The sequence below is a fragment of the Bacillus sp. FSL M8-0277 genome (genome assembly GCF_037975305.1).
GTDB lineage: Bacteria > Bacillota > Bacilli > Bacillales > Bacillaceae > Bacillus > Bacillus pumilus.
This window is the reverse complement of the sequence record NZ_CP150255.1, coordinates 1,055,714-1,068,988: the sequence shown is the minus strand read 5'-3', so window position 1 is coordinate 1,068,988 and position 13,275 is coordinate 1,055,714. Positions and strand designations below refer to the sequence as shown.

17 protein-coding genes are annotated in these 13,275 nt (G+C 40.1%); 8 read left to right on the top strand and 9 right to left on the bottom strand.

The window, feature by feature from the left end; all coding sequences use genetic code 11:
* Positions 1-19: 19 nt before the first annotated feature.
* Both MKZ05_RS05175 and MKZ05_RS05170 read right to left on the bottom strand, forming a co-directional pair.
* Positions 20-1,240 (bottom strand): ABC transporter permease, encoded by a 1,221-nt coding sequence (locus MKZ05_RS05175; protein ID WP_106029917.1) that lies wholly within the window; start codon positions 1,238-1,240, stop codon positions 20-22.
* A complete protein-coding gene (locus tag MKZ05_RS05170) occupies positions 1,233-1,973 on the bottom strand; it encodes an ABC transporter ATP-binding protein (protein WP_003212171.1) in 741 nt (246 codons plus the stop codon). Before MKZ05_RS05170 ends, MKZ05_RS05175 begins: the two co-directional genes overlap by 8 nt.
* 487 nt (positions 1,974-2,460) lie before the next feature.
* Here MKZ05_RS05170 and MKZ05_RS05165 point away from each other — a divergent pair, with 487 nt between their 5' ends.
* The 3 genes from MKZ05_RS05165 to MKZ05_RS05155 all read left to right on the top strand — a co-directional run bounded on the left by MKZ05_RS05165 (position 2,461) and on the right by MKZ05_RS05155 (position 4,774).
* On the top strand, positions 2,461-2,889 hold the full coding sequence (locus MKZ05_RS05165; protein ID WP_003212458.1) for an HIT family protein: 429 nt from the start codon (positions 2,461-2,463) through the stop codon (positions 2,887-2,889).
* Positions 2,890-3,050: 161 nt separating this feature from the next.
* On the top strand, positions 3,051-4,130 hold the full coding sequence (serC, locus tag MKZ05_RS05160) for a 3-phosphoserine/phosphohydroxythreonine transaminase (RefSeq protein ID WP_339161665.1): 1,080 nt from the start codon (positions 3,051-3,053) through the stop codon (positions 4,128-4,130).
* Positions 4,131-4,255: 125 nt separating this feature from the next.
* On the top strand, positions 4,256-4,774 hold the full coding sequence (locus MKZ05_RS05155; RefSeq protein ID WP_003212065.1) for a tryptophan transporter: 519 nt from the start codon (positions 4,256-4,258) through the stop codon (positions 4,772-4,774).
* A 49-nt stretch (positions 4,775-4,823) separates the two neighbouring features.
* Here MKZ05_RS05155 and MKZ05_RS05150 read toward each other — a convergent pair whose 3' ends face one another.
* A complete protein-coding gene (locus MKZ05_RS05150; protein ID WP_003211362.1) occupies positions 4,824-5,015 on the bottom strand; it encodes a hypothetical protein in 192 nt (63 codons plus the stop codon).
* A gap of 128 nt (positions 5,016-5,143) precedes the next feature.
* Here MKZ05_RS05150 and MKZ05_RS05145 point away from each other — a divergent pair, with 128 nt between their 5' ends.
* Together MKZ05_RS05145 and MKZ05_RS05140 are read left to right on the top strand one after the other, a co-directional pair.
* Complete coding sequence (locus MKZ05_RS05145) at positions 5,144-5,500, top strand: YtxH domain-containing protein (RefSeq protein ID WP_007497160.1); 357 nt, start codon at positions 5,144-5,146, stop codon at positions 5,498-5,500.
* A 187-nt stretch (positions 5,501-5,687) separates the two neighbouring features.
* Positions 5,688-6,311: an HTH-type transcriptional regulator Hpr gene (locus MKZ05_RS05140; RefSeq protein ID WP_050945393.1), complete on the top strand. Its 624-nt coding sequence runs from the start codon at positions 5,688-5,690 to the stop codon at positions 6,309-6,311.
* Here MKZ05_RS05140 and MKZ05_RS05135 read toward each other — a convergent pair.
* Positions 6,286-6,633 carry a YhaI family protein gene (locus MKZ05_RS05135; protein WP_050945394.1) on the bottom strand — a complete coding sequence of 116 codons (348 nt, stop codon included), beginning with the start codon at positions 6,631-6,633 and terminating at the stop codon, positions 6,286-6,288. The two genes, MKZ05_RS05140 and MKZ05_RS05135, sit on opposite strands and share 26 nt — an antisense overlap.
* A gap of 233 nt (positions 6,634-6,866) precedes the next feature.
* On the opposite strand from MKZ05_RS05135, the gene MKZ05_RS05130 reads away from it, so the two are divergent.
* Entirely contained in the window at positions 6,867-7,385 is a 519-nt protein-coding gene (locus tag MKZ05_RS05130) for a DUF3267 domain-containing protein (protein WP_003210901.1), read from the top strand.
* Between the two features lie 82 nt (positions 7,386-7,467).
* Positions 7,468-7,653 carry a hypothetical protein gene (locus MKZ05_RS05125; RefSeq protein ID WP_072368131.1) on the top strand — a complete coding sequence of 62 codons (186 nt, stop codon included), beginning with the start codon at positions 7,468-7,470 and terminating at the stop codon, positions 7,651-7,653.
* 53 nt (positions 7,654-7,706) lie between these two features.
* Here MKZ05_RS05125 and MKZ05_RS05120 read toward each other — a convergent pair whose 3' ends face one another.
* Together MKZ05_RS05120 and MKZ05_RS05115 are read right to left on the bottom strand one after the other, a co-directional pair.
* Positions 7,707-7,796 carry a YjcZ family sporulation protein gene (locus MKZ05_RS05120; RefSeq protein WP_017360317.1) on the bottom strand — a complete coding sequence of 30 codons (90 nt, stop codon included), beginning with the start codon at positions 7,794-7,796 and terminating at the stop codon, positions 7,707-7,709.
* Between the two features lie 146 nt (positions 7,797-7,942).
* Positions 7,943-8,029, bottom strand: coding sequence for a YjcZ family sporulation protein (locus MKZ05_RS05115; RefSeq protein ID WP_008361129.1), 87 nt, complete (start codon positions 8,027-8,029; stop codon positions 7,943-7,945).
* Positions 8,030-8,190: 161 nt separating this feature from the next.
* Here MKZ05_RS05115 and MKZ05_RS05110 point away from each other — a divergent pair, with 161 nt between their 5' ends.
* Entirely contained in the window at positions 8,191-9,075 is an 885-nt protein-coding gene (locus MKZ05_RS05110; RefSeq protein WP_003211354.1) for a peptidylprolyl isomerase, read from the top strand.
* Positions 9,076-9,128: 53 nt separating this feature from the next.
* Here the strand turns inward: MKZ05_RS05110 and MKZ05_RS05105 are convergent, their stop codons facing one another.
* The 3 genes from MKZ05_RS05105 to MKZ05_RS05095 all read right to left on the bottom strand — a co-directional run bounded on the left by MKZ05_RS05105 (position 9,129) and on the right by MKZ05_RS05095 (position 13,270).
* Positions 9,129-9,359: a sporulation YhaL family protein gene (locus MKZ05_RS05105; RefSeq protein ID WP_003211592.1), complete on the bottom strand. Its 231-nt coding sequence runs from the start codon at positions 9,357-9,359 to the stop codon at positions 9,129-9,131.
* A gap of 114 nt (positions 9,360-9,473) precedes the next feature.
* The gene (gene yhaM / locus MKZ05_RS05100) at positions 9,474-10,418 is read right to left on the bottom strand and encodes a 3'-5' exoribonuclease YhaM (RefSeq protein WP_003211952.1); all 945 of its coding nucleotides are present in this window, start codon (positions 10,416-10,418) and stop codon (positions 9,474-9,476) included.
* 62 nt (positions 10,419-10,480) lie between these two features.
* Positions 10,481-13,270, bottom strand: coding sequence for an AAA family ATPase (locus MKZ05_RS05095; protein ID WP_212046111.1), 2,790 nt, complete (start codon positions 13,268-13,270; stop codon positions 10,481-10,483).
* Between the last annotated feature and the right edge of the window lie 5 nt (positions 13,271-13,275).

Genomic DNA, 13,275 nt, shown 5'->3' with positions numbered 1-13,275 from the left:
GTCAGAAACATATCTCTGCTTATCGCATCTTTTTTAATCGACTGAGTACGTAAGGCTTGAAGAGGACAAGCACAAATGCCAGTGAAATCAGAAGGGCAAGTCCACTTCCCTGCCATCCTCCTGCCGGTAGTACTGAACAGCTCAGCAATATCGATTGGATGATGAGCACGTTACGGACGAGAACAAAAAAGCTCCGATCCTTTTCTTGCTGAGCAACAGGATAAAGTGCCTGTAATGAAAGATGGGCAAAGTGCTTCGTTAACGGCACAAGCTGGACACCTGTGATGAACACGGTGAACAAGACAAGTAGCGCGCCCACCCAGCCTGCTGCACCTGTATACAAAATAATCAGGACAAACACGGCCGTTAATCTAAAAACGAGACCAAAATAGTCATTTGAGCGTACAAACGCCCTCACATACATATAAGAAAAAGTTTTACGCTGGTCATACGGAACAAACTGTAAAAGCCAGTCCATATAAGCTCTTCTTTTCACCTGTTTCTTTAAATGAGGCACATCTGTAAATAAATTGGCCAAACGATAAAAACGCTGTTTTCGTTTTAATTCGTCAGAAATATGCAATTCCCATTGAAAAGGCTGCTTTTTGACTGCATTGGTTAAGTAAACGAGATAGACACCATAGATGAGATAAAAAACGATTGCGATTGCATAAGATGCCTGTAAAACGGTATAGATTAAAATCATATTCAATAGAAAACGAAGGACTGCATCAAGCCATCTCATCTGTTTTCCTTGAAAATACGTCATTCTCCATTGAATCGCTGTATTCAGACCCTTAATCAAAATCATTTGCGCCAATATAAGCACATACATCTTGATGCCGCCTGAAGACACCGCCGAATAAAGCGGGAGTGCAACAATAGATACGGCAATGAGAGGAAACAGCTGAGAAATGAAGCTAAAGTTAAAAGCTTGTTTTAAATAAGGCTCCATCTTCCCTTCCAAAGGAAGCAAAAACACGAGATCTGCTTCTTTGATCAACGTCCGCACGTAAGAGCTTGTCAGCACCAATGAGAAAACAACTGCCATGACCCAGTAGGAAGGAAAATGAGCTGGAATTTGTTTGAGCCAGTTACTATACCAGCTCGCTCCGCCTGCAAGGAAAAAAATGAGCACAATGACAAGATGATCATTGAACATGTATTTTAAATATTTTCTTGTATCTTGTATGTGTTCCGCTAACCGGGATTTCCAAATGCTTTGCGTCGTTTTACTCATAGCTTTCTTCCTTTGTTAATTCCAAATAAAGATCATCGAGTGTCGCATCTCTCATATTGAACTGTTCTCTCAGCTCTGTCAGTGTTCCTTTCGCTCTAATTTCCCCTTCGTGCAAAATAATAAAGGAATCACAATAGCGTTCAGCTGTCGCCAAGATATGCGTTGACATCAGGACACTAGCGCCGTTTTTCTTTGCAGCATTCATCCGTTCAAGCAGTGCATTAATCGCAAGAGGATCAAGACCTAAGAACGGTTCATCGATGATATACAGTTCCGGTTCAACAAGAAACGCACACATAATCATGACCTTCTGCTTCATTCCTTTTGAAAAATGAGCAGGGAACCACTTCAAACGTTTCTCCATTCGAAATTCTTTCAGCAATGACGGCAGACGCTCATCTAATTGTTCCTTTGACAGTCCGTAAGCCATCGCTGTCAGCTCTAAATGTTCTTTTAAAGTTAATTCTTCATATAATACAGGTGTTTCTGGAATAAACGTAAATTGCGAGCGATACGCCTCTTGATCATCTTGAAGGGTTCGTCCATTCAATTCAATAACACCTTTATGCGGTTTCATGAGTCCGATGATATGGCGAATCGTTGTGCTTTTCCCCGCCCCGTTTAAGCCGATGAGACCGACGATTTGATTTCTTTCTAATTCAAATGAGATATTTTTTAGAACGGGATTCTTCGTATATCCACCCGTTACATCTTTTACAGTGAGAAGGGACATGAATTCGTTCCTTTCTTTCGTTTTTCCTTTATAGTAACAAAAACGAAAGGTAATTTGAAATGTTTACCTATAGACAAGTCAAGAATAAAAAATAGGCATCTTGGTCATCATAATGTATGTAGAAGAAATGAACTTGATGACCAATAAGTAAATGAGGTGTTTGTTAAAGGCAAAGAACCGCATGACAAGTTGGTTTTTCATCTAAAAACCTTAGCTTCTGTTTTGCTTCACTGATTCTTGATTTTTGTGTCCTATACAATATGTATACGACAAACCAAAACGTCAAATGAGGTGTTTACGGCAGAAATAGCAGGCATATGAATTCTTTATTTCAGTAAATAGAGAATTCAAAAGGCATATCGAATGAAAGCATCAGCATTTCTTCTGCAGGAGCAGGATGAGCGACCAAAGGAGTTCGCTTGTCCTGTTTTCTTTTTTGCTCATTTTTGTGATACGATGAAGGAAAATGAATGAGGAGTGACATGACGTGAGCGATTGTATTTTTTGCAAGATCATTGATGGAGACATTCCATGTGCAAAAGTATATGAAGACGAGCATGTATTGGCTTTTCTAGATATTAGCCAAGTAACAAAAGGGCATACCCTTGTAATCCCAAAAATACATAAAGAAAACATCTACGAAATGACACCAGAAGTATCTAATCACTACTTCCAAGCGATTCCGAAAATTGCAAGAGCGATCAAACAGGAATTTGAACCCATTGGATTAAACCTTTTAAACAACAACGGCGAAAAAGCCGGACAATCTGTGTTCCATTACCATATGCATATCATTCCGCGCTACGGCAAAGGCGATGGCTTTGGTGCCGTATGGAAATCACATCAAGATCAATACACGTCAGAGGACTTAAAAGAGATTTCTTCTGCCATCCACACGCGCCTTACCTCATCTTAATAGATGAGGTTTTTCTTATTTCTGCCCCCCCTTTTATCCCCTCCATTTCTTAATAGTAAGATATTTAAAACGATTCAAATTTTTTGTCCAATTGCTTCAAATTTGTGATAGGATGGTTTTATCTTTTGATCCATTAACGCGAGAAATAGGGAGAGATTGTGATGAAGCGAACGACGAATTTTAATGCTGGTCCGGCGGCACTGCCGCTAGAAGTGCTTGAAAAAGCACAGGAAGAACTTGTTGATTTTAAACAAACTGGGATGTCTGTGATGGAGCTGTCTCATCGCAGCGGTGAATATGAAGAAGTCCACAATAAGGCAAAAGCACTGTTGGTGGAACTGATGGACATTCCTGAAGATTACGAAGTCCTCTTTTTACAGGGCGGAGCTAGCCTTCAATTTGCGATGATTCCTATGAACTTCTTACATGAAGGCGAAACGGCTCATTTCATTCAAACTGGCGCTTGGTCAGAAAAAGCATTATCAGAAGCAAAAGGGTTTGGTGAAACATCTGTGTTTGCTTCAAGTGAAGACGACAACTACTCGTATATTCCAGAAGTAGATGCCTCCGGTTTAACAGATGGCGCTTACTTACACATCACATCAAACAATACGATCTTCGGCACTCAGTGGAAATCGTTCCCTGGTACATCATTACCGCTCATTGCGGATATGTCCAGTGATATTCTCAGCAAAAAAATCGATGTTTCTCAATTTGATCTCATTTATGCTGGGGCACAAAAAAACTTAGGGCCTTCTGGTATCACGATTGTGATCGCGCGCAAACGTTTATTAGAAAAAGAGAAAAGCAGCACACCGAAAATATTAAAATATTCAACACACGCAAAAGCTGGCTCTCTTTATCACACACCACCGACTTTTGCGATTTATATGCTGTCTCTTGTCCTTGAGCATGTTAAACAGGCTGGCGGCGTAGAAGCAGCGGAAAAACGCAATGAACAAAAAGCAGGCATTCTCTATGACACAATTGATCAAAGCGGCGGTTTTTACAAAGGACACGCACGCACTGACAGCCGTTCGCATATGAATGTCACATTTACCCTTCGTGATGATGCGCTCACTGCTTCCTTTGTAGAGAAAGCAAAGCAGGAACAAATGGTTGGACTTGCCGGCCACCGTTCTGTCGGTGGATGCAGAGCATCTATTTACAATGCGGTATCGATTGAAGACTGCCAAAAGCTTGCGGACTTTATGAAAAAGTTCCAGCAAGAAAATGAGTAAAAAAGCTTTTCTATAGAGAAATAAATTTGTTATAATAACGAGAAATATAAAGTGATGACTCTTGCAATAAATGATGAGCCATATTATTGGAGAGTTCTAAGAGCTTAGCAGAGGAGAGCATAGAAATGAAAACAAAAGAATTAGTCATTATGTCATTGCTTGCAGCAATGGGAGCTGTTTTGCATACGATTTTCCCGCCCATCTTTTTCGGAATGAAACCTGATATGATGCTGGTTATGATGTTTTTAAGCATCATCCTTTTCCCAAAGGTACAGCATGTAGTGGTTATTGCCCTCGTAACAGGCGCCATTTCTGCATTAACAACAGGTTTCCCAGGCGGACAAATTCCGAATATGATTGATAAACCAGTAACAGCTTTTATCTTCTTAGCCCTTTTCTTATCTTGCATGAAGATAAAGAACAAAGTAGTGCTAACCGCTGTGTTAACTGCGATTGGAACCATCGTATCCGGCGTGATTTTCCTATCTGCCGCATTACTGATCACTGGACTGCCAGCTGCATTACCGGCACTTCTTGTAGGCGTCGTCCTGCCAGCAGCCGTGATTAATACCATTGCCATGGTATTTGTCTTCCCAATTGCTCAGTCCATTCTCAGACGTGCAAGAATGATAGAAGTTGCTTAACAAATAATCGAACCTCTTCATAATAGATGAAGAGGTTTTTTTCATACTTTTATAAAAGAAAAAGGGTCAGCAGCAAAATGAGGAGCGAAATTCCTGCACCTGCCGCACACACAAGTGCTTTTTGCTTTAATACATGTTTTGGCGGATAAGACCCTGCATACCCCAGCTGTCTTGCATAATGAATAGAACCACCTGTAAAAACGACACCGATACACGTAAAAACGAACAGAAAGACAGACAACCTTCTCCCCTCCCTTTTCTTCAAAAGTATGCTAAAATAAAGCAAGCTATGTATGGAAGTTCAATGAAGCTGATCGTCAGCTCAGAGAGAACATGCGAATGTGTAAAATTTGACTAGAGGTGATTTGAATGGCTAGTGGACGTTCTTTATTAACAGGATTATTTGTAGGCGGTCTCCTCGGAGGTGCGGCAGTGCTCCTGACGACTCCCTCTTCTGGCAGAGATGTGCGCGGAAAGATGAAAGATGGCTATGACAAATTCGAAGATACGCTGACAAGATTAAAAAGAGATGGACAGGCTTTAAAAGAGCAAATTGTTGAAACAGCAAAAGAAAGCGCAGAGGTCATTAAAGAAGTCGGAACTGAATTACAAACATCGATTCAGCAATGGCGTGAAGAAATCAAGCCTCACCAGCAGGACTTGCAAAAGGAAATTCAGGAAATTGAGGAAAAGCTCAAGCAACTGGAGAAAACCTTACAAAACTAATATACTCAAGAAAAAATATTCGTTTACAAAAGTGTGCGGGGTGCGTATCCCGCACTTTTTTTGTTGAAAAAAGGTTATTTTGTCAATGTTTTTCATGAGTTTTAAAAATTCTTGAATTTTCAGCTTTATTAATCTTTATTTTATTGGCATAATAGAATTACAAGAAAAAGAGAAGTAGGTGAAATGGATGAATCATTCGGAAAAGCCTTTCGATGTAAAAGAAGCACTTTTATTCAGTCAAAGAATGGCCCAATTGAGCAAAGCTCTTTGGAAATCCATTGAAAAGGACTGGCAGCAGTGGATCAAACCGTATAACCTAAATATCAATGAACATCATATTTTGTGGATTGCGTATCAATTAAAAGGAGCTTCAATATCAGAAATTGCAAAGTTTGGCGTCATGCATGTATCAACGGCGTTTAACTTCTCCAAGAAACTTGAGGAACGAGGATTTTTAAAATTTTCTAAAAAGTTAAACGATAAACGCAATACGTATATTGAGCTAACGCCAAAAGGCGAAGAGACATTCCATAAACTACTCGAAGATTATGACCCTGCACGAACTGGTATTGTCAAAGGTGCACAGCCGCTTCATGACATTTACGGAAAGTTCCCTGAGATTTTAGAAATGATGTGTATTATCCGAAACATCTATGGTGAGGACTTCATGGAGATTTTTGAGAAATCGTTTTCAAACATTGAGAAGGACTTTTTGGATGAGCGAGGAAAAGTCACGAAAAAACCTGAGGAACTTGAAGACTCAGCTGATGCAGCAGAAAAAGCGGCTAATAAAGCAAATCAAATTGTTTAATGATCTTTATAAATTCATTCATTAACGGCTGAAACAGCCCTTGATCACGCAATGCAAATATCGTCTCATGCACATCCAGCTTTTCAATTAACTGTCCTGCAAAAAGCGCAAGCATATCGTCAAACATGACGTAGCCTTGTGCTTTTTGCTTGTCCATTTCCTCTGAAAGCTCAGCACAAATACGCTCAATTTCCTGCGCCTCTTCCTTCGATACCCGCTGCCTGATCAATAATGCATAATATGGATAACGGCTCATATCGGTCGCCGTCAGCAAAAGTTCCATATAATATTCGAGCTGGCTCATTCGTTCCTCAATACTCATGTACGTTCCCTCTTTCTCTTAGTCTTTCTATTCTAGCCGAAATTACTCATTGACGAAAGAGACGAACCTCCCTCTTCTGTCTTTTTTTCTTGAAAAATCCAAAGTTTCCTCTCTTTATTCCATGTGAACACAACATTTTATTTTTTTTCATGAAAACCATTGATTTTTATCCTCAGGAAGAGTAAATTATCTTGAGATATTCAATTAGTTTTTTAAGATTGGAAGGATGAAAAATGAATTGTTGGAAAACCATTAATCTTGAAAAGGATTATGGTTATACAAGACTGCTGATTTCAGCCATAAGTCTTGCTATACTTTTTTTCATTACGGCTTTTTTATGTTTTCAACTGACTCATCCTGAAACGAGACTAAGCAGTCACAACGCACCGCTTTTTGCGATGCTTTTACTTGTGACATTGCTTGTCCACCGCGTGGTTCACTTGATCCCAGTGATGAAAAACAAGAAAAAAATGACGCTATTTAAACGCAATTGCTGGCAGCGTGTACCAAAGAACATCATGCTTTATTCACTTCTCAGTCCATTTTGTGTGATTTCACCGGTTTACTTTGTGTTAGGTGTGGCGTTTCCAATGTATGCACACTATTTTATCATCATCGCAAGTATTCATGCAGGCTATTGTTTGCCTGACTTTTTATTTGCATGGAAACTGCTCAAAGCACCTAAATCCTGCATCATCGATCAAGCCCAAGACGAGTTTGATATTTTAGTTGACCAAACATCCTCATCATGAGGTTTTTAAAGCCAACTTCTATCTTTTTCATAAAAAATTTGGTAATGTAGTATGGGAATAGCATAGAGAGGGGGGATCTCCGATAGTTTTATTTTACTTCATCGTCTTTGCCGCGTTTATTGTGTATTCAATAAACAGGCTTACTAATACATTATGCCTTGTCAGAGAGATTCCTGAAGAACGGCAAGATAAGGTGTTTCGCTTTATCAATGTATCGATACTGATCTTACTGATCTCATCATTTGTTGAAATTACCATATCTATTTAAGATCAAAGCAAAAGCTGCCAGTTTGAGGGCAGCTTTTTGTGTATATTCATTAATTAGCAAATCCAAGATGCACCGATAATGATCAATAAGATGAATAACACGACGACTAGTGCAAAACCGCCAGCGAAGACTTCTCCTCCCATGTAAAAAACACCTCCTGCCAGTTCTTCCTCTGTTCTAAGCTCAGTGTATGCTATAAAATTGAAAACGTTTAGGCACCTGTCATCGTTTGAAAAAAGAACCGCCCGCACGCATGGCAGGACGGCTCCTTTCTGTCACAGCGATTTAATTAATAAAGATATGCTGCACCAACGATGATCAGCAAAATGAATAGCACGACCAATAAAGCAAACCCATTAGAATATCCTGCTCCCATATAATTCAGCCTCCTTTTTGTGATCACTATATGTGTATGTAGCGCGCAAATTTTTGACTAGACGAATGCCCTCCCATTTGCATTTCTTTTTACAGCGTGTCACAATATGTTATGATACAAGCAATGATAAATAAATTGGAAAGATTAGGAGTGTTTTTTGAATGAAAAAAATGGCTTTAGCAGCTGTAACAGCAGTTAGTGTTTTAACTCTTGGCGCATGCAGTAGCGGTGATAAAGATGTCATCGCAACAACAAAATCAGGAGATGTCACAAAAGAAGAGCTTTATACGACTCTTAAGAAACAAGCAGGTGGAGATGCTTTAAATCTACTTGTTCAACAAAAGGTTCTTGCTGACAAATACAAAGTATCTGATAAAGAAATTGATAAGAAAATGGAAGAATATAAAAAGACACTTGGTGAAGATCGTTTAAAACAACTTCAAGATGAATTCGGAAAAGATTACATCAAAGATCAAGTGAAATATGAGCTGCTGACTCAAAAGGCTGCCAAAGCTAACATCAAAATCACTGATAAAGAAGTAAAAGCGTATTACGATGACCTAAAAGGGAAAATCCGCGCAAGCCACATTTTAGTAGCTGATAAGAAAACAGCTGACGAAGTGGAAAAGAAATTAGATAAAGGTGAAAAATGGGATGCTGTTGTGTCTGAATATTCAACTGATACCGCTTCAGCTGCACAAGGCGGCGATGTAGGCTGGTTCGCAAAAGAAGGTCAAATGGACGAGAACTTCAGTAAAGCTGCATTCAAACTAAAAGTGAATGAAATCAGCAAACCAGTGAAATCACAATTCGGCTACCATATCATTAAAAAGACCGAAGAACGCGGTAAATACGATGACATGAAAGCAGACTTGAAAAAAGAACTACTTAATCAAAAACAAGCAGACACAAATGAAATCCAAACGATCTTAAACAAATTGGTGAAAGATGCCGATGTGAAAGTAAAAGATAAAGAACTTGAAAACACATTCAAAGAAAAGTCTCAACAACCCGCACAAAATCAACAACCACAACAAAACCAATAATCACAAAAAACCCCTCTGCCGTGATCGGGCAGAGGGATTTTTATATCACCTGATTAAGCAATCGAGTGATCTTCTTGTGCCGCCGTATCTTGGGATCTTTTCATTTGCTGCCCCTGTCGTCTGCGCTCTCTTTCTTGCTCCATTCGCTCGATAAAAATTTCTCCTTCCTTTTCAATAAAGGATTGATCAATCTCTTGCTCCTCTTTGGCCGTTGTCATTAATTTATACGCACAGAAAATAATGCCAATGATACATGCATACACCCACCATGGAAAAAACAACATTTTTTCATCGCCTCCTTTTTTTCAGAACAGCTCTCTTCCTTTGTGTTACATGCTTATGCGAGAAGAAGACAAGTTATGAAAAAAACGCCCGCATAAGCGGACGTTTTGACATGGTTATTCGTGAAAGGTTGGTTTATAAAATGAACGATTCTCTAGCGCAAAAATACGTTCTGTATATTCTCCTGGCTTCACATGCTCAAGCGCACGATCCATCATATTCATCTTCGCATCTAAATTATCAATATAGTGGAGAATTTCGGCTTCCTTCACCATTGGTGGTTTCGGGCTGCCCCACTCTCCTTTGCCGTGATGACTTAGTACTAAGTGCTGTAGAATCAGAATTTCTTCTGAATCAATGCCAAGCTCTTCAGCAGCTTTCGCAATTTCTGTCACCATAATCGAAATATGACCAATTAAATTGCCTTCCACCGTATAGGTGGTTGAGACTGGGCCTGAAAGCTCTTTGACTTTTCCTAAATCATGAAGAATGATGCCTGAATATAAAAGATCTCGATCTAGTGATGGATATAGATCCACAATTGATTTAGCCAAATGCAACATAGATACCACGTGATAAGCAAGACCAGAGACAAATTCGTGATGGTTTTTTGTCGCTGCTGGATAGTCAGCGAATTCCTGTCCATATTTTTTCAGCAAATGTCTTGTGACACGCTGTATATTAGGGTTTTTCATATCAAAGATATATTGCATAATCGTATCCATCATATCATGTTTTGGAATAGGAGCTGTTTCGAGAAAATCATCGATTCGAATTTGCTCATTTTCAGCAACAGGGCGTATATTCCTAAGTTTCAGCTGATTCCTCCCGCGATAATGATGAATATCGCCTACTACCTTCACAATGGTTTGTGCGGCATAGGTTTGTTCATCATTCTGCTTCGCATCCCATAGTTTCGCCTCAATATCTCCACTTTGATCTTGAAGAATTAACGTTAAAAATGGTTTGCCATTACTCGCAATCCCTTTAGTAGATGATTTAATTAATAAATGCAGGTCAACTTGTTCGCCGACATCATAGGTCATGATCCCTTTAGCCATTCAATAAAAGCTCCTTCCATGTTTCTGCTCATATAAGTATAACATAAGTCATTATTTGTCAATCATTCAACAACTAAACTCGTAACCTGTCCATCTTCTGCTGCTTGCTTCATATGCTCATGACAGGTGAAATAAAACAGCTGTGTTTCAAAACGTGTGAGCTCGTCCATCATCTCCAGCACTCTGCCTAGACGAACGTGATCGAAATGAACAAAGCTGTCATCCATCATAAACGGAAGCTGACAATCTTGCTGATGAGACAAAGCAAGCGCAAAACGAATCGCCAGATAGATCTGTTCACACGTTGCCTGTGAAAGCTCCTCAGGACGGAATATTCGTCCATCCATTCTTTTCACCATGAGCAAGTCATCTTCAGGTGAAAATAAAATCGCTTCATAACGATCATTTGTTAACGGTTGAATAAAACTAGAGGCTGTTTGAAGCAATGCAGGCAGCCTTGTTTCTTTATGCTCATTCAATTTTTCTCGTATGACGGTGCGGACAAGCTGAATGGCCGCCCATTTTTTTGCAAGGTGCTTCGCATGCTCCTGCTCTGCGGCAAGCTGATGAGTCAAATCAGACACTGTTCCAGAAGCTTCTATTTGCCGGATTTCCACCGCTAGTTCTGCTAAACGCTTTTCCATATTCTCCGCATTCAATTGAACGTCATGAAGGTGCTGCTTTGCTTCTGCACACTCCTCCTCAAGGAGAGATAGTCCTTTATGAATAATCCATTCCTCCTCATCAAAACAACCGCTTCTATGAAGCTCTTGATTCAGCTGCTGCAGCTCAGAAAGCCGTTTCCGGTATTCTTTCGATAGATGAGAAAGCACTTGGTAATCTTCTTTGGACTCTGCTTCTACTTGACGAAAAAGCTCGTCAGTTTGTTTTTCGTAATATTGAATTTCACCTTCTAGTGTCGAGAGCTGCTGCATCGCATGTTGAATGGATACATGTAATGTCTGGCGTTCTTTTTCTCTTTTCGCCTCATCTTTCAATATCTCTTGAAAGGCTGAAATATTCTCCTGAATAGTTCCTTCCTTATTTTGAAGGAGACTGCTTAACGCTGAAACCTTGCGCTCATAAATCGATTGCTGATCGGAGAGCACATCTATTTCACGCTGAAGCTCCTCATATGCCGCTGTATTCATTTTTAATTGTTTTAGAATATGGAAGGCCTCTACTAGGAAAGAAAGCTCAGACGACAAGCCAAGCTGTCTCTTCTTTTCCTCTACTTGCTGCTGGACAGGCTCTAGCTCTAGCTCCCAGTCTTCATATTGCCGGATGATTCTTTCGTACAGCAGCTCCTTCTGCCTCATAAGTGTTTCAGCTGAAGCTGCCTGCACTTGAAAGGAATCTAAGGCGTCTTCGCCGCTTCTTTGTTTCATAGGGCTCATTTGACTGAATGAGTAAATGACAAAGAAGAGAAGAACAGAAAATCCCGCAAACAAGAGCGTGATCCACCACTCTGTTAAAAAGAATAGAACACACAGAAACACCACATCAAATGCGATCAAGCCTCGGAATAACCACGACCGGGAATGAATCGGTTTCTTTTTCGTTCTTGTCCCCTTCGCATCATCTTCTGTTCCGTGCAGTCTCACTTGCTGTTCCTTTAATCCCTTTAAAGCGGCTTCTGCTTCGTCCAGCTCATGTCTTGCGTGATCAAATCGTTCATCTAACTGCGCCTTTCTGTCCATGAGACGGACGTATTGAGTGACAGTCTCCTTTAATTCCCACTCAAATTCAAGCGAATCGTCGATTTGTTCGAGCTTTATCGGGCGATCCCACTTTAGCTTTGCTACCGCTTCGTCGATTTTTTGTTTCAATGAATCACGGTTTGCTCGACACTCTGCTATGCGCTTTTTCACAAGCTCAGCATTAGATGCTTCATCTACAACTCGTTTCATCTCCATTAAGGTATCTTTGTCATAGAGCGGTTGAACTTGTACGAGTGAGGTTTGCAAATGTTCTAACTTCTGTTTCAGTGCAGTCAATTGAGCCTTTTTCGGGTGAAGGTGTGATTCTAGTTTATCCAGCTCATGCTCTGTTTCTGCTCTAAAACGTTTGACCCGGTCTGGATAGCGGGCTAATTCCTTTTTCAAGTCCACTTTTTTCTCAATCATGGGATACACTTGAATGGATTCAGTCAGTTTCTGAAGGTGTTCTTCTGCTTGCTTCATTTCATTTTGAAGCTTTTCGATCGTCTCCGTTAATTCAGATTGCTCCCGTTTCTTTTCGGTATAGCTACCTTCTATCAATCTCGCTTGTTTCAGCTGACCTGTTAGCTCTTTTAAATGATCAAGCTGCTGGTTTAATTCAGGCTTGCGGCCATTTGGTTTAAACAGCTGCTCCTGCTGCTTTAGCAGCCTGCTATCCATCTTGGTGGCTGCATCTGAGCCAAATAAACTTGAGAAAAGTAGAAATTCGCCTATCTGATCCTGATTTAAGGCTTGGACATTTTGCAGTCCGAACACATCAAATGAATAGATTGATTGATATAATCTGCGATCCGTTCCCTTTAAAAGTGTCTGTAGAAAAGCTTCGTCTTTCACTTCACCATTCGGTAAAAACACCTGTGCTTGACCACCGCGGTCGGATGTTCTCTCAATGTGAATAACGCCTAACTCGTCATCTTGGCAAGTGAGGGAACCGCCATAAAAAGAACCCTGTTTCGTCTTGTACATCTTGTTTTTCGGAAAACCAAATAACATCGATTCAATAAACGTTTTCAATGTCGTTTTCCCCGATTCATTCAGGCCGTAAACTAGCTGAAAACCGTCATCAGAAAAGTGAAAGGTCCGATTTGAAAATTTCCCGAAATGGGCGATATGGAGTGAACGTATTTTCATTGTGC